Below are 15,185 nucleotides of genomic sequence, written 5' to 3'. Positions count from 1 at the left end.
TGCATGAGAGCGGTTCACCTTCTCGCCCTGGGCGCCGGCCTGGTGGCCTCTAGCCCGGTCCTCGCCAACGAAGACGTCCTGAAGCGCACGGCCAACCCGGCCGAGCAGGTCCTTCAGACCGTCGATTACGGCAACACCCGCTATTCCAAGCTCGACCAGATCAACGCCAGCAACGTCAAGCAACTCCAGGTCGCCTGGACGTTCTCGACCGGCGTGCTGCGCGGCCACGAGGGCTCCCCGCTCGTCGTCGGCAACATGATGTACGTCCACACCCCCTTCCCGAACATCGTCTACGCCCTCGACCTCGACAAGGAAGGCGTGATCGTCTGGAAGTACGAGCCGAAGCAGGACCCGTCGGTCATCCCGGTCATGTGCTGTGACACGGTCAACCGTGGTCTCGCCTACGCCGATGGCAACATCATCCTGCACCAGGCCGACACCACCGTCGTCTCGCTCGACGCCAAGTCCGGCAAGGTGAACTGGTCCGTCGTCAACGGCGACCCCAAGAAGGGTGAGACCAACACCGCCACCGTTCTGCCCGTGAAGGACAAGATCATCGTCGGCATCTCCGGCGGCGAGTTCGGCGTGCAGTGCCACGTCACGGCCTACGATGCCAAGACCGGCAAGAAGGCCTGGCGCGGTTACTCCGTCGGTCCCGACGACCAGCTGATCGTCGATCCCGAGAAGACCACCTCGCTCGGCAAGCCGGTCGGCAAGGATTCCTCGCTGAAGAGCTGGGAAGGCGACCAGTGGAAGACCGGCGGCGGCTGCACCTGGGGCTGGTTCTCCTACGATCCGAAGCTGGACCTCGTTTACTACGGCTCGGGCAACCCCTCGACCTGGAACCCCAAGCAGCGTCCGGGCGACAACAAGTGGTCCATGACCATCTGGGCACGTAACCCGGATACCGGCATGACCAAGTGGGTCTACCAGATGACCCCGCACGACGAGTGGGACTACGACGGCATCAACGAGATGATCCTCACGGATCAGAAGGTCGATGGCAAGGATCGTCCGCTCCTCACACACTTCGACCGTAACGGCTTCGGCTACACCCTCGATCGCGCCACCGGCGAGCTCCTGGTCGCCGAGAAGTTCGATCCGGTGGTGAACTGGGCCTCCAAGGTCGACATGGACAAGGGCTCGAAGACCTACGGTCGTCCGCTCGTCCAGGCCAAGTACTCCACCGAGCAGAACGGTGAGGATACCAACTCCAAGGGTATCTGCCCCGCCGCTCTCGGCACCAAGGACCAGCAGCCTGCGGCGTTCTCGCCGAAGACCCAGCTGTTCTACGTGCCCACCAACCACGTCTGCATGGACTACGAGCCGTTCCGGGTGTCCTACACCCCCGGTCAGCCCTACGTCGGCGCGACGCTGGCCATGTACCCGGCCCCCAACAGCCACGGCGGCATGGGCAACTTCATCGCCTGGGACAACATCGCGGGTAAGATCAAGTGGTCGAACTCCGAGCAGTTCTCGGTCTGGTCTGGCGCTCTTGCCACCGCCGGTGACGTGGTGTTCTACGGCACCCTCGAGGGCTACCTGAAGGCCGTAGACGCCAAGACCGGCAAGGAGCTCTACAAGTTCAAGACCCCGTCGGGCATCATCGGCAACGTGATGACCTACCAGCACAAGGGCAAGCAGTTCGTCGGCATCCTGTCGGGTGTCGGTGGCTGGGCCGGCATCGGCCTCGCGGCCGGCCTGACCGACCCGAACGCCGGTCTCGGCGCGGTGGGTGGCTACGCCGCCCTCTCGAACTACACCAACCTCGGCGGTCAGCTGACCGTGTTCGCGCTCCCGAACTAATCGGTCGCACGAAGCTTTGAAGGTTAGGGTGCCGGCGCGGGTTTCCGCGCCGGCATCTTTATGATTAGGTCATTATCAAGAACAATTCGAACATCGGTCGAACGGGCCGATGGATGCTCCTGGGAGAAACGTCGTTGCAGTACCAAAGCAAAGCCGCCATCCGTCCGCTCGTGGCCGCCCTCGTTCTCGCGCTCGCATCCACTGCTGCCGTCCAGGCGCAGGACGCCAAGCCGGCTGATGCCAAGACCGCGGACGCCAAGACCGCGGACGCCAAGCCCACCGATGCGGCCCTGGTCAACCAACTCGATCCCAATGCGCCCGAGAAGGACGCCAAGCTGCTCGACAAGTATCAGGCGGTGAAGGTCGAGGACGGCAAGTATTTCGACAAGGACGGCGCTCCGACCTATCACATCAGCAACGATGGCAAGAAGTTCGACTGGTACGCCTATTCCGGCTACCGCCGCTATCACGCCGAGTGCCACGTCTGCCACGGCCCCGACGCCATGGGCTCGACCTACGCGCCCGCCCTCAAGGATTCGCTCAAGCGCCTGTCGTACGAGGAGTTCATCGGCGTCATCGCCGGCGGCAAACAGGATGTCAGCGCGGCCGGCACCAACGTCATGCCTGCCTTCGGCGACAACAAGAACGTCATGTGCTACGCTGACGATCTCTACACCTACCTGAAGGCCCGTGCCTCCGGCGCCATGCCGCGCGTCCGCCCGACGGACAAGGAAGAGAAGCCCGAGGCCGCCAAGAAGGCCGAGAAGGAGTGCCTGGGCGGCTGATGACCCGCACAGGCTCGACCACCGGCCTCGTCCTCGCGCTCCTGCTCGCCGCAGCAGGGGCGCGACCCGCGTTGGCGCAATCGCTGCCCGACCTCGTCACCACGGACACCCTTCGGGTCTGTGGCGATCCGGGCAACATGCCGTTCTCCCAGCGCAAGGAGGACGGGTTCGAGAACCGCATCGCGGCGATCATCGCCGAGGAGCTGAAGGTCAAGGTCCGCTACTACTGGCTGACGCAGGGACCCGGCTTCGTGCGCAACACCCTGGGCACCGGCCTGTGCGACCTCATCATGGGGTCGGCGTCCGGCGGGGAACTCGTGCAGCACACCAACCCGTACTACCGCTCGGCCTATACGCTGGTCACCCGAAAGGGCGACCTCGACGGGGTGACGCGCCTCGACGATCCGCGCCTCAAGGGCAAGGCCATCGGCGTCATCGGCGGCACGCCCCCGGTGAACCGCATGGGTGAACTCGGCCTCGTCAGCACCATGAAGGCCTACGCGCCCTACCAGCTCGACCCGGCGCGCAAACACCAGACCATCGCGGCCGAGGTGATCGCGGATCTCGCCGAGAAGCGGATCGACGCGGCGATCCTGTGGGGGCCGGCCGCCGGCTGGCTGGCGAAACAGAGCGGCGTGCCCATGGCGGTGGTGCCGCTGCTGGAAGAGCCCGACCGGCCACCGCTCACCTTCCGCATCGCCCTCGGCGTGCGGATGGAGGAGAACGACTGGAAGCGCAGCCTCAACACCATCCTGCGCAAGCGTCGCACCGACATCGAGAAGGTCCTGCGGGACTTCGACGTGCCGCTGCTGGAGGAAGAGGGCAACAAGCTCCTCGCCCCGGCATCCCCTTGAGATGACGGACGCACGTCCGCCCCGGACCCGGCGATGGTGGCTCGCCGCCGCCGTCGTGGGTCTCGGGACGGTCGCCGTCGTGGCTGATCGGCAGCAATGGACTCGCGTCGAGCCGGACCTCGTGCCGGTCTCGGACCGGGCCGACGCCGTCCTCGTCGAGAAGGCCGCGCGGCGCCTCACCCTCCTGCGGGAGGGACGGGTGCTCGCCACTTATCCGGTCTCCCTCGGCTTCGCGCCCGTCGGCCAGAAGGCCCGCGAGGGCGACGGGCGCACGCCGGAGGGGCTCTATGCGATCGCGTATCGCAACCCGCGCAGCGTCGCCCACCTGTCGCTCAAGGTGTCCTATCCGACGCCGGAGCAGGCGGCCGTGGCGGCGGCGGAGGGCCGGGAGCCCGGTGGCGACATCATGATCCACGGCCTGCTCAACGGCTTCTCGTGGTTCGGCCCCCTACACCGCTTCGTCGACTGGACCAACGGCTGCGTCGGCGTGACCAATGGCGAGATGGCGGACATCTACGCCCGGGTCGATGTCGGCACGCCCGTGGAGATCCGCCCCTGATCAGACCGGCTCGATGCCCGCGGTGTCGAGCTTGGCGAGCGCCTGCGCCACGGTCTCGGGGCCGATGACCAGGTCGGGGGCGATCTCGGCCAGCGGCACGAGCACGAAGGCGCGCTCGCGGACGAACCGGTGCGGCAGGACCAAGCGGGCGTCGTCGATGGTGGCGCCGGCATAGTGCAGCACGTCGATGTCGATGACCCGCGGCCCCCAGCGGCGCTCGCGCACCCGGCCCATGGCGGTCTCGATGGCGAGGCCCGCCTCCAAGAGGTCGTGCGGCGACAGGTTCGTCTCCAGCCCCAAGGCCGCGTTGAGGAACCAATCCTGGTCGGTGTCGCCCCAGGGCGGGGTGCGGTAATCGGCCGAGCGGGCGGTGATGCGGATGCCCGGCGTCACGGCGAGGCGCGCCACCGCCTCGGCGAGGGTCGCGGCCTTGTCGCCGATGTTGGAGCCGAGGCCGAGATAGGCGGCGTTCACGACGCGTCTCCGGCCCGGTGGCGGACGATCTCGATGGCGACGCCCTCGATCACCGCCGGTACCGGCGCGCTCGGCTTGTCGACCCGCACGCTCACGGACCGGATGGGTTCGTGCGCCGACAGGATCTCGGCCGCGATGGCCTCGGCCAGGGCCTCGATGAGGGCGAAGCGCCGCTGGGTCGCGATCCGGATGACGATCTCGGTGAGGTCCGCGTAGCTCACCGTATGGGCGACCTCGTCGGAGCGGCCCGCCGGCGCCAGGTCGAGGCGGCATTCGAGGGAGATGTAGAAGCGCTGGCCGAGGCGCGCCTCCTCCGCGAGGAGCCCGTGATAGGCGAAGACCGCGATGCGCTGGACGAGGATGCGATCGCGGGGATGGGACAGGGTCATCGCTCCGGCCTCATCACGGCATCCACCACCCGGAGGGCATCGACATGGGGCGCGACGTCGTGGACGCGCACGATTCCGGCGCCGAGGGTCGCGGCCAGCACGTGGCTCGCCAGCGAGCCGAACAGGCGGTCGACGGGCTTCGTCTCGATGTTGTGCAGGCGCCCCAGCAGGGACTTTCGCGAGACGCCGACGAGGACGGGAAAGCCGAGGGCGACGATCTCGGGCAGCCGCCGCAGGGCGTCCAGGTGCTGCTCCCAGCTCTTGCCGAAGCCGATGCCCGGATCGAGGACGATGTCGGCGTCGCGGATGCCGGCCTGCCGAGCGATGGCGAGGGAGCGCTCGAAGAAGCGCAGCATGTCGGCGACGATGTCGATCCCGGGCTCGATGGTCTCGCGGTTGTGCATCACCATCACGGGCGCGCCGTGATCGGCGGCGACGTGGGCGATATCGGGCTCGCGCTGCAGGCCCCAGACGTCGTTGACGATGCGCGCACCCGCCTCCAGGGCGACGCGGGCGGTGGCGGCCTTGTAGGTGTCGACGGAGATCGGCACGGGCAGGCGGGACGCGAGGTCGCGGATCACCGGCAGGATGCGGGCCTGCTCCTCCTCGGCCGAGACGGGGGTATGCCCCGGCCGGGTCGATTCCCCGCCGATGTCGATCAGCGCCGCCCCCTCGGCCACCAGGGTCTCGGCCTGGGCGCGGGCGGGCCCGGGATCGGCGAAGCGCCCCCCGTCGGAGAACGAATCCGGCGTGACGTTGAGGATGCCCATCACGAGCACGCGTTGCCCGAGATCGGGCAGCAGGGTCTGCAGCTTCGAGGGAGGAGGGGGCACGGGGGCTCTGTCGGATGGGATGACGGTTCGGACTGCTTTGGCGCGATTACGCCCGGGGAGCAACGCCTGCCCGGCCGGTCTGCGTCGCCGTCAAGGCCCGGGGACGAGGAGGCGGGACACCTCGGCCGCGAGATCGCCGGATTCGAAGGGCTTGCGCAGCACCGGCAGGTCGGCCGGGATCGGGATCGCCTCGGCGTGACCCGTGAGGATGAGCACCGGCACGCCGGCCCATCGCGCGCGCACGATGGCGGCGAGTTCGACGCCGGTCATGCCCGGCATGGCCAGATCCGCCACCACGAGGTCGAAGCGGTCCCGTTCCAGCAGGGTCACGGCCGAGGGCCCGTCCGACGCCTCGCTCTCGGCGTAGCCGAAGGTGGCGAGGAACGAGGCCGTCACGTGACGCACCTCGGGGTCGTCGTCCACCACGAGGATGCGGGCGGCCTGGACGGGCGCCGCCGGGGCCGGCTCGGGTGCGGCCTCCCCCACGATCTCGGCCTCGGTGCGGGGCAGCAGCAGTTCGACGCGGGTGCCCTCGCCGACCTCGCTGGCGATGCGCAGGCGCCCGGCCGATTGCTGGGCGAGGCCGAACACCATGGCGAGGCCGAGCCCCGTGCCCTGGCCGACGGCCTTGGTGGTGAAGAACGGCTCGCACACCCGTTGCAGGATCGCCGGCGGGATGCCGGTGCCGGTGTCCGCAACCTCGATGGCGGCGTAGTCGCCATCCGGCAGGTCGGGATCGTCCCGCAGGGCCAAAATCCGGGTCGAGACGGTGATGCTCCCCCCCTCCGGCATGGCGTCGCGGCTGTTGATGCACAGGTTGAGCACCGCGAGTTCGAGCTGATCGGGATCGACCCGGGCGGCGGGTGCGGCCGGGTCGAGCCGCAGGGTCAGCCCCACGAGGCCGCCGAGGCTCCCCCCCAGCAACTCGCCCATGCCGGCGATGACGTGGTTGAGGTCGACGGCCCGGGGCCGGAGGTCGCGCGAGCGGCTGAAGCCGAGGAGGCGCTTCGTCAGGGTCGCCCCGCGCTGGGCCGCCTGCGTCGCGTTGGTGACGAGGCGCAGCACGCGGGGCTGGTCCGCGATCTTGGGGGTCGCGAGTTCGAGGCTGCCGAGAATCGCCGTGAGGAGGTTGTTGAAGTCGTGGGCGATGCCGCCCGCGAGGGTGCCCAGCGCCTGCATCTTGTCCGACTGGCGCAGGCGCGCTTCGAGAAGCCGGTGCTCGGTCACGTCGCGCTCGATGGTGGCGAGATGCACCACCGCGCCCGAGGCGCCGCGGATCGGCACCCGGGCGACGTGGCTCCAGCGCTCCGCCCCCTCCGGCCCCTCGGTGATCTCGGTCTCCGTCGGCCGGCCCGCCGCGATGGCCTGGGCGTCGGCCTCCGCCGCCCCGTCGGTTTCGGTGCCGGCGTGGTCCGTGCTCGCGGGGTCGTCCCGGAGCGCCGCCTCCGTGCGCCCGAGGCACTCGGCGGTCGTTCGCCCGAGGCGCTCGGCCTTGCGGGCATTGAGGCGGACGAACCGGCCCTGTCCGTCCTTGAACGAGATCGCATCCTCGGAGTGATCCAGGAGGCCCATGAGCAGGGCGCGCTCCGTGGCGAGTTCGCGCCCGAGGCGGTGGCGCTCGTAGGCCTGGCGCACGGCGCCGCGCAGGAGATCGGCGTCCCAGGGCTTGGTGGCGTAGCCGGTGATGCCGCCCTGGTTGAGGGCACTGATGACGGCGCTCATGTCGGCGTAGCCCGTGAGCAGGATCGCCTGGGCGTCGTGCAGGCCGCGGGCCTGGGCCAGCATGGCGTCGCCGGTCATCCCCGGCATGCGCTGGTCCGACACGATGACGGCGATGTCGGGCTCGGCCGCCAGGATCTCCAGGGCCTCGGCCGGACGGCTGGTGGTCAGGACCCGGTACTCGTCCTCGAACAGGTCCTCGAGGGCGATGAGGATGTCGGGTTCGTCGTCGACGGCGAGGATCGTAGCTTTGGACATGCTCACCGCGCCTGCCGGGGGATGCCGATGATGAAACAGGCTCCGCCGCCCGGGGCGGCCTCGACCGTGAGCGTGCCGCTATGCGCCTGTACCACCGAGTAGGCAATCGCGAGACCGAGGCCGGTGCCCGCGCCGACAGGTTTCGTCGTGAAGAACGGCTCGAAGATCCGCTCGCGCAATGGTTCGGGAATGCCCGGCCCGGTATCCGAGATGCGGATCTCGTCGATCTCGTCGGTACTGGCGGTGAGGATCGTGATGGTGCCGGCCTCCGGCATGGCGTCGGCGGCGTTGCCGAGGATGTTCATCACCACCTGGTTGAGGAGCGCCGGGGTGCAGTGGATCTCCGGCCGGCCGGAAAAGTCGCGGACCACGGCGATCCGGTCGCCGAGCTTGTGCTGGATCAGGGCCAGAACCGTCTCTATGGCATCCGGCACGTTCACGAGGGCCCGCTCGCCCTCGTCCAGGCGCGAGAATTTCCGGAGGTTCAGGACGAGGTCCTGAATCCGGGTCAGGCCCATCCGCATGGCGCCGACCCGGTCGCCGCACTTCTTCAGGAGGCGCGGGGCGTCGGCGGGGGCGGGGTCCGCGACGACCTCGTTCAGCAGGCGCTCCACGGTGCCCTGGTGGGCGAGGATGAAGGCGAGCGGGTTGTTGATCTCGTGGGCGATGCCGGCGACGAGTTCGCCCAGCGAGGCCATCTTGGCGGCCTGCACCAGCTTGGCCTGGGCATCCGTGAGCTTGCGGTTGGCGGTGGCGAGATCCGAATTCGCCTGCTCCAGGGCGCCCGCGAGGGCGGCGCGGGCCTCCGCCGCCTCGGCCTCGGCCCGGGCCCGTTCCAGGGCGCGTTCGCGGGCGCCGAATTCGCCGGCGATGCGACGGTTGTCCTCCTCCAGGAGCTTGCGCCGCACCAGGCTGCGCACCCGCATCACCAGCACGTCGCCGTCGACCTTGGACACCACGTCGTCGGCACCGGCCGCGAAGGCCTGGACGAGGAAATCCTTGGCCGGCGTGCTGCCCGCGATGCCGACCACGTGGAAGGTGGGCGTGCCGGCCTCGCGGGCGGCGATGTCGGCGGCCCGGCGGGCGTCGACGGCCCGGCATAGGCCGAGGCCGTCATAGGCGGTGCCGAGGAGATCGATGGTGACGCAGTCGAAGGCGGCGCCGTCGGCGTCGAGGGCGGCGAGGGTGGCCTCGGCGGTGTCGGCGACGCTGACGAGGTGGCCCTCGTGGGCCAGCAGCCCGGCGAGGAAGGTGCGGTAGGTGGCGCTTCCGTCGACGACGAGGACGCGCCCGCGCCGGAACCCCGAGGCGCCGGGCGCCTCCGAGCCGCCGCCCAGGCGCTCGCGCAGGAGGGCGCGGATGCGCAGGATCAGGATGTCGCGGTCGGCGGATTTGGCCACGTAGGCGTCGGCGCCGCTCTCCAGACCCTGGCGCTCGCCGTCGCGCGCGCCCGTCAGCATGAGAAGCGGGAGGGCGCGGGTGCGCAGGGACAGGCGGAGCTGGCGGGCGAACTCGTCGCCGTTCATGCCGGGCAGGTGGTGGTCGGCCACCACGAGGTCGGGCAGGCGGGTGTTGAGGTGGTCGAGGGCCGCTTCCGCCGTGGCGCAGCGCTCGACGGAGAAGCCGTGCCCTTCGAGCAGCAGCCGCAATTCGAGGGCCTGGGTCTCGGAATCCTCGACGAGGAGCAGGCGGGCCGGGTCGCTCACGGCATGCTCCCCCCAGCGACGATCCTGGCAAGATGGGAAGCCACCCGGTCCAGCGGCAGCACCGTGCCGGCGCCTCCCATGCGGATCGCGGCGGCCGGCATGCCGAACACCACCGCGGTGCTCTCGTCCTCCGCGATGGTGGCGCCCCCGGCACGGCGCATGTCGAGGAGCCCAACGGCGCCGTCCTCGCCCATGCCGGTCAGCAGCACGCCGACCCCGCGCGGACCGGCATGGCGGGCGAGGGAGCGGAACAGGGCGGTGGCGGCCGGGCGCTGCCCGCCCACGGGGTCGGCGTCGGTCAGGCGCAGGCCCCCGCCGGGCGCCAGTTCGAGGTGGCGGTCGCCGGGCGCGACGTAGACCCGGCCGGGGGCCGCGCGCTCGCCGTCGCGCGCCACGGCGACGGGCAGGGCGACGACGCCGTTCAGCCAGGCGGCGAAGCCTTCCATGAAGGCCGCACCCATGTGCTGGACCACGAGGACCGGCAGGGGGAAATCTTCGGGCAGCGCCCCGATGACCCGGGCGAGGGCCGGAGGGCCGCCCGTGGACGCCGCGATGGCGACCACGCTCGGTGCCTCGGACGCGATGGCGGGGATCAGGGCACGCAGGTCGCGGGGCCGGCCCGCCCATTCCGCACCGATGGGCCGGCGGCGGATCACCGGCACGGCGGCCATGATGCGCAGTTGCGTGCAGATCTCCGTAGCCACGGTCTCGTAGCCCGCATGGGTGGTGGCCACCGGCTTCTCCACCACCGAGAGGGCGCCGGCCCGCAGGGCGTTCATGGAGATGCGCAGGGACGAATCCTCGATGGCGTCGGCCACCACCACGATGGGCGTCGGCCGCTCGGCCATGATCCGGCGGGTGGTCTCCAGGCCGTCGATGCCCGGCAGGCGGATGTCCATGGAAATGACGTCGGGCCGGGCGGACGCGAGGGTGGCGAGCGCCTCCTCGCCCGAGGCGACGGCGGCCACGACCTCGAGGCGCGGATCGCGCCCGACGATGTGGATGAGGAGCTGGCGCACGACGAGGGAATCCTCGACGAGCATCACCCGCACGCGGGGCGTGTCGGGGGTCGCGGGTCCGGTCACAGCAATTGCCCGATGGTCTCGAGGAGACGGCGCTGGTCGAAGCTCTGCTTGGTCAGGTAGGCGTCGGCCCCAAGGTCGAGGCCGCGCGCCACGTGCTCGGGATCGCCCCGCGAGGTCATCAGGATGACCGGCAGGCGCGCGACGGATTCCTCCGCCCGGATGGCCTTCAGCAGGCCGAACCCGTCGAGGCGCGGCATCTCGACATCGGCCAGCACCAGCCGGATGGGCTCGATCCCGGCGCGCAGGCGCTCGATGGCGTCCTGCCCGTCGACGCAGACGACGACGCGGTAACCGGCCGCTTCCAAGATGCCCTTCTCCAGGGTGCGGGTGGTGATGGAATCGTCGACGACCAGGATGGTCGTCGGGGTGGCGGCGATGTTGTTCGCGAGGTTGTTCGAACGTGAGGCCGAACCGATCGTTCCGCGCTCCGCCCCAGGGAGGAGCGCGGCATCCGGTCCGGCCTGAAATCCGGCCTCCGCCGCCCGGGCGACGAGGCCGTCCGGTTCGAGGACGAGGACGGGGCGGTCGCCCAGGATCACCGTGCCGGAGACGAGGCGCGGGTCGGCGCCGATGGGCGGCGCCGGCAGGACGAGGTGGGTGCGGACCTCGCGCAAGGTCTCGACGACGAGGACCACGCGCCGGCCCCCGGCCCGCAGGACGACGGCGGTCCCCGCCTCGGGCGACCGGCCGCCGGGACGACCGAGCAGATCGGCCAGCGCCAGGACCGGCAGGGTGGCGCCTGCGCCGCCCTCCGACACGACCCTGAGGACCGGCCGGCCCATGGCCCGGTCGAGGTCGCGCGGATCGAACCGGATCACCCGCTCCACGGCGGCGCTCGGCACGGCGTAAGTCGCCTGCCCCGCTTCGACGAGGAGCATCGCGCGCCGCGCCGCCTGCAGGGGCAGGGTCATGGCGAGCTCCGTACCCCAGGGCGCTCGGGGACTCAGGCGGACCTGGCCGCCGAGGCGGCGGACGGCGTCGGCCACCACGGACAGGCCGATGCCGCGCCCCGACAGGGTGTCGACCTCGGCCGCCGTCGAGAGCCCCGCCTCGAACACCAGGGCGAGGAGCGCCTCGGGATCGTCCTCCGTCGCCGCCAGCCCCCGCCGCCGCGCGGCCTCGGCGATGGCGCGCAGATCCGGCCCGCGCCCGTCGTCGTGGACCGTGACGACGAGGCGCCCGGTCCGGACGGCGACGTCGAGGCCGATGGCGAGGGCCGGCGGCTTGCCGCTGCGGGCGCGCGCCTCCGAGGCTTCGGCCCCGTGGCTCAGGGCGTTGCGCAGGGCATGCAGCACCGGGTCCTTGAGGGCCTGGAGCATTGAGCGCTCCACCGGAAGATCGAGGCCGGTGGTCTGGACGGCGATCTCCTGCCCGCCCTCGCGGGCGAGTTCGCGCAGGGCGCGGGGAAACCCGCCGAACACCGTCTCGGCCGGCACGAGGGCGAGGCGCTCGGCGTGCTCGGCCACCCGGGCCGCGGCCGCCTCGACGGCGGAGGCGACGGTGAGGCGCACCCGCGACAGGTCGGCGGCCTCGCGGGCCAGGGCGAGCAGACCGGTCTCGAGGTCGCGCAGGGACGTCGCGGCCGTCGCCGTCCCGCGCAACCGCTCGGCCATGAGGCCGAGGTCGCCCGCCCGCCGGGTCAATCGGGCGAGCCCCTCGGCCAGGACCACCTCGCCCCCGAGGGCACTCGCGAGCTCGTGACTCGCCCGGGTCAGGGCATCGATGGCCTCGGCCGGGACGCGCAGCAGCGCGCCGGCCTCGGGCGCCGGCTCGGGCGCGGTCGGCGCAGGGGCGGCGGGTGGAACGGCCGGCGGCGCTTCGGCCGACCGGAGCGCCGGATCCGGCGCGGCTGCCACGGGGGATCCGGGGTCGAGGCAGCGGTCGAGGGCCTGCAGCGCATCGTCCGGCATCGGCGCACCGACCCCGTCGGTAAGGCCGCCGACATAGGCCTCGATCCGGTCGAGCGCGAGCTGGACAGCGGCCTCCGCCCCCCGGTCGAGGGTGCCGCCGCCTTCGACGATGCGGTCGAACAGGGTCTCCAACCGATGGGCCACGGCCTCCACCGCCGGCAGGTCGACGGCCCGCGACGCCCCCTTCAGGCTGTGCGCCCGGCGGAACACGTCGTTCCAGTCGCGGGACTCCGCCGCCCCGGCCAGGGCCGCGCGGATGGCGTCGATATGCTCGCGATGTTCGACCTCGAAGGCCGCGAGGAGGAGTTGGCGAATGTCCATCCGGTTCGGCTCGCCGCTCAGGCCCGCTTCCGCAGGTGCGAACGCACGTGCGGAAGCGGGCCTGAGCCCTTCGGGAAGCGGGTTCGTTTCATGGCCTCGGCCTCCCGCGTCTCAGTGCCGGTAGCGCTCGGCCAGGGTCATCAGGGCCTGGGCCAGCTCGGTGAGATTGGCCGAGGCGGCCTCGACCTCGCGGGTGCCGGCTGCCGTCTGCTGGCTCGCCTGGCGGATGTTCTGGAGGGCGCCCATCACCTGCTCGATGCCGAGCTGCTGCTGGTTGGTCGAGGCGACGATTTGCTGGAAGGTCTGGACGCTCTCCTCGACCCTCGCGGTGATCTCCTCGATGGTCCGCTGGGTGGTGTCCGAGCGGGCCTTGCCGGCGGCGGCGCGCTTGACCGCCTCCTCGGTCAGCATCACCGAGGTGTTGATACCGCGCTGGATCTCGCCCAGGATCGTGCGGACCTGCCCCGTCGCCGCCTTGGCCTGATCGGCGAGCAGCTTCATCTCCGAGGCGACGACGGCGAAGCTCCGCCCGCTATCGCCCGCCGCCGCCGCCTCGATGGCGGCGTTCAGCGCCAGGAGATGGGTGCGCTCCGAGATGTCGTTGACGGTGGTGATGATGTCGCCGATGGCCTGGGTCTTCTCGGACAGGGCGACGATGTTGCCCGCCACCGCCTCGGCCTGCTCGCGGATCGCCTCCATGGCCTTGGCGGTGTCGGCCACCGCGCGCAGGCCCGCCCGCGAGGTCTGGGCGGTGGATTGCGCCGTGGCGATGACCTCGCCGGCGCGCTTGCCGATCTGGGCGCCCGAATGGGTGATCTCGTCGACGGTGGCGGCGGTCTCCTGGACGGCGGCGAACTGCTCCTCGACGGAGGCCGCCTGCTCCTGGGCCGAGGCGCGGATCTCCGCCGCCGCCGCGTTGAGATCCGCCGTCGCGGCGCGGTTGGTGCGCGCCAGATCGGCGAGCCCCGCCACCATGCCGTTGAGGGTGCGCCCGAGCCGGGCGATCTCGTCGTCGCCCTTCGTCGCCAGGGTGCCGGACAGGTCGCCGCCGCCGACGCGCTCGGCGAATTGCATCACGTCCTCCAAGGGCTTGACCACGCCCCGCCGGATGAGGGCGGTGATGAGAATGCTGAGCAGCACGCTGGCGGCCAGGGTCAGGATGACGGACCACAGGCTGCGGTCGTAGATTTCCGCGGCGCGCTGCTGGCCGGCGGCGATCCCGGCGTCGAGGGCCTCGCGGGTGCGCTCGATGTCGGCCAGGAGCACCTCCTGCATCCGGTTGATCGGCTCGTTGCGCGCCTCGATGGCCTCGGCGTCCCTGGCCGCGATGGCGGTGAATTGCGGCTCGCTGACCGCGCGCAACTGCCGGAAGTCGCCGGCCGCCGCCTCGGCGGTCTCGGCGAGTTTCTTCCAGGCCGCGGCGCGCGCCGGAGCCGGCGCCGTGGCGGAATACCCGTTGGCCGTCCGGACCACCTCGCCGAAGAGCGCATCGGCCTCCTGGCCCATGCGCCGCCAGGTCTCGACGATCTGGATCAGCTCCGCCTCCGGGCGGTTGCGCATGAGCGCCGCCATCACGGCGTTGCGCCGCAAGAGCCCCATGTCGCGGGCCTTGTTGCCGAGGTCGTCGAGCTGGCGCGCCACCGTCAGGTCCCGCTTGACGATGGTGTTCATGTTGTCGCGCACGGCGCTGATCTGGTCGAGGGCGTAGAGGCCCAGCGCCACGATCACCACGGTGATGGCGACGAAGCCGAGGAGGATGCGTTTTCCGATGGAGATCGACACAGGCTGGCTCAAGGCTCCACGAAACCGACGCACACCGGGCAGGTGGCGCCGGAGTGCCTTCCGGAACGCCCGATCACCGTCGGCTCTCGTTCCGAGCGCGACGGTGCGGCGGGCGTTCTCCGAGGGACACTCAGGACAGGTAGCGCCTGAGGAGGCGCGGCAGATCGACGGCGACGAAGCCGTCGCCCGCATGGGTTCCCGCCGGGGCATAGCCCGAAACCGCCCCGGGACCCAATCCCGCGACGGCCGGATCGAGGAGGCTTTCGGTGGCGTTCGGAAGGTCCGGGTCGGACGCCGCGATGGCGACGACGCCTTCCACCCGGTCCACGGCCAGGGCCACGGCCGCCGCACCACCGCGCAGGACCACGATATGACCGGCTCCGGGCTCGGCGGCACCGGGGCGTCCCAGCGCACGCGCAAGCCCGAGCAGGCTCACCACCCGGCCCGACAGGGCGACGACGCCGAGGAGGGCATCGGGCGCGTCCGGCACCGCCGTGACGGGGCGAGCGGGCAGGACCTGGGCGACCTGGGCGAGGGGCAGGCCGTAGCGATCCTCGCCGCACGCGCACACGAGGAACGAGCGCAGGGTCACCCGCTGCCTCGCCGTCCGATCCCGCCCCGCGAGGGCGCGCGTGCGGGCCTCCCGCAGGGCCCGTCGGCGGGCGGCTTCGGCGGCTCCGTTCATGGGGTGACGTTCATGGCGG

At 71.3% G+C, this 15,185-nt stretch carries 13 protein-coding genes; 4 read left to right on the top strand and 9 right to left on the bottom strand.

Annotated features, from left to right (window positions below):
* Positions 1-3: 3 nt before the first annotated feature.
* The 4 genes from xoxF1 to ASF22_RS03375 all read left to right on the top strand — a co-directional run bounded on the left by xoxF1 (position 4) and on the right by ASF22_RS03375 (position 4,004).
* Positions 4-1,806: a lanthanide-dependent methanol dehydrogenase XoxF1 gene (xoxF1, locus tag ASF22_RS03390; protein WP_056175264.1), complete on the top strand. Its 1,803-nt coding sequence runs from the start codon at positions 4-6 to the stop codon at positions 1,804-1,806.
* A gap of 134 nt (positions 1,807-1,940) precedes the next feature.
* Entirely contained in the window at positions 1,941-2,591 is a 651-nt protein-coding gene (locus tag ASF22_RS03385; protein ID WP_056261624.1) for a c-type cytochrome, methanol metabolism-related, read from the top strand.
* Positions 2,591-3,445, top strand: a complete 855-nt coding sequence (gene xoxJ / locus ASF22_RS03380; RefSeq protein WP_056175262.1) for a rare earth element methanol dehydrogenase accessory protein XoxJ — start codon at positions 2,591-2,593, stop codon at positions 3,443-3,445. The genes ASF22_RS03385 and xoxJ overlap by 1 nt, the downstream gene beginning before the upstream one ends.
* Before the next feature lies 1 nt (position 3,446).
* The gene (locus ASF22_RS03375; protein ID WP_056175259.1) at positions 3,447-4,004 is read left to right on the top strand and encodes a L,D-transpeptidase family protein; all 558 of its coding nucleotides are present in this window, start codon (positions 3,447-3,449) and stop codon (positions 4,002-4,004) included.
* Here the strand turns inward: ASF22_RS03375 and folK are convergent, their stop codons facing one another.
* From folK to ASF22_RS03330, 9 genes are all read right to left on the bottom strand, one after another.
* A complete protein-coding gene (gene folK / locus ASF22_RS03370; RefSeq protein WP_056175257.1) occupies positions 4,005-4,478 on the bottom strand; it encodes a 2-amino-4-hydroxy-6-hydroxymethyldihydropteridine diphosphokinase in 474 nt (157 codons plus the stop codon).
* Positions 4,475-4,867 (bottom strand): dihydroneopterin aldolase, encoded by a 393-nt coding sequence (gene folB, locus ASF22_RS03365; RefSeq protein ID WP_056261448.1) that lies wholly within the window; start codon positions 4,865-4,867, stop codon positions 4,475-4,477. Before folB ends, folK begins: the two co-directional genes overlap by 4 nt.
* Positions 4,864-5,637 carry a dihydropteroate synthase gene (folP, locus tag ASF22_RS03360; RefSeq protein WP_200927083.1) on the bottom strand — a complete coding sequence of 258 codons (774 nt, stop codon included), beginning with the start codon at positions 5,635-5,637 and terminating at the stop codon, positions 4,864-4,866. The genes folB and folP overlap by 4 nt, the downstream gene beginning before the upstream one ends.
* Positions 5,638-5,790: 153 nt before the next feature.
* On the bottom strand, positions 5,791-7,677 hold the full coding sequence (locus tag ASF22_RS03355; protein WP_056261440.1) for a response regulator: 1,887 nt from the start codon (positions 7,675-7,677) through the stop codon (positions 5,791-5,793).
* 2 nt (positions 7,678-7,679) lie between these two features.
* Positions 7,680-9,383 carry a response regulator gene (locus tag ASF22_RS03350; RefSeq protein WP_056261436.1) on the bottom strand — a complete coding sequence of 568 codons (1,704 nt, stop codon included), beginning with the start codon at positions 9,381-9,383 and terminating at the stop codon, positions 7,680-7,682.
* Positions 9,380-10,426: a chemotaxis-specific protein-glutamate methyltransferase CheB gene (gene cheB / locus ASF22_RS03345; protein ID WP_056261622.1), complete on the bottom strand. Its 1,047-nt coding sequence runs from the start codon at positions 10,424-10,426 to the stop codon at positions 9,380-9,382. The genes ASF22_RS03350 and cheB overlap by 4 nt, the downstream gene beginning before the upstream one ends.
* A 38-nt stretch (positions 10,427-10,464) precedes the next feature.
* On the bottom strand, positions 10,465-12,699 hold the full coding sequence (locus ASF22_RS03340; protein ID WP_056261434.1) for a response regulator: 2,235 nt from the start codon (positions 12,697-12,699) through the stop codon (positions 10,465-10,467).
* A 111-nt stretch (positions 12,700-12,810) separates the two neighbouring features.
* Entirely contained in the window at positions 12,811-14,481 is a 1,671-nt protein-coding gene (locus tag ASF22_RS03335; RefSeq protein ID WP_056175240.1) for a methyl-accepting chemotaxis protein, read from the bottom strand.
* 130 nt (positions 14,482-14,611) lie between these two features.
* Positions 14,612-15,166: a chemotaxis protein CheW gene (locus tag ASF22_RS03330; protein WP_056175237.1), complete on the bottom strand. Its 555-nt coding sequence runs from the start codon at positions 15,164-15,166 to the stop codon at positions 14,612-14,614.
* Positions 15,167-15,185 lie beyond the last annotated feature (19 nt).

Origin of the sequence: Methylobacterium sp. Leaf87 (assembly GCF_001422775.1) — a bacterium.
Lineage (GTDB): Bacteria > Pseudomonadota > Alphaproteobacteria > Rhizobiales > Beijerinckiaceae > Methylobacterium.
The sequence above is the reverse complement of the archived record's forward strand: the minus strand, read 5'-3'. Positions and strand labels throughout refer to the sequence as shown.

Excerpts from the sequence above, each read along its gene's own strand:
- xoxF1 (WP_056175264.1), top strand. The coding sequence starts at position 4 with ATGAGAGCGGTTCACCTTCTCGCCCTGGGCGCCGGCCTGGTGGCCTCT.
- xoxJ (WP_056175262.1), top strand. The coding sequence starts at position 2,591 with ATGACCCGCACAGGCTCGACCACCGGCCTCGTCCTCGCGCTCCTGCTC.
- ASF22_RS03375 (WP_056175259.1), top strand. The coding sequence starts at position 3,447 with ATGACGGACGCACGTCCGCCCCGGACCCGGCGATGGTGGCTCGCCGCC.
- folB (WP_056261448.1), bottom strand. The coding sequence starts at position 4,867 with ATGACCCTGTCCCATCCCCGCGATCGCATCCTCGTCCAGCGCATCGCG.
- folP (WP_200927083.1), bottom strand. The coding sequence starts at position 5,637 with ATGGGCATCCTCAACGTCACGCCGGATTCGTTCTCCGACGGGGGGCGC.
- ASF22_RS03355 (WP_056261440.1), bottom strand. The coding sequence starts at position 7,677 with ATGTCCAAAGCTACGATCCTCGCCGTCGACGACGAACCCGACATCCTC.
- cheB (WP_056261622.1), bottom strand. The coding sequence starts at position 10,426 with ATGCTCGTCGAGGATTCCCTCGTCGTGCGCCAGCTCCTCATCCACATC.
- ASF22_RS03340 (WP_056261434.1), bottom strand. The coding sequence starts at position 12,699 with ATGGACATTCGCCAACTCCTCCTCGCGGCCTTCGAGGTCGAACATCGC.
- ASF22_RS03330 (WP_056175237.1), bottom strand. The coding sequence starts at position 15,166 with ATGAACGGAGCCGCCGAAGCCGCCCGCCGACGGGCCCTGCGGGAGGCC.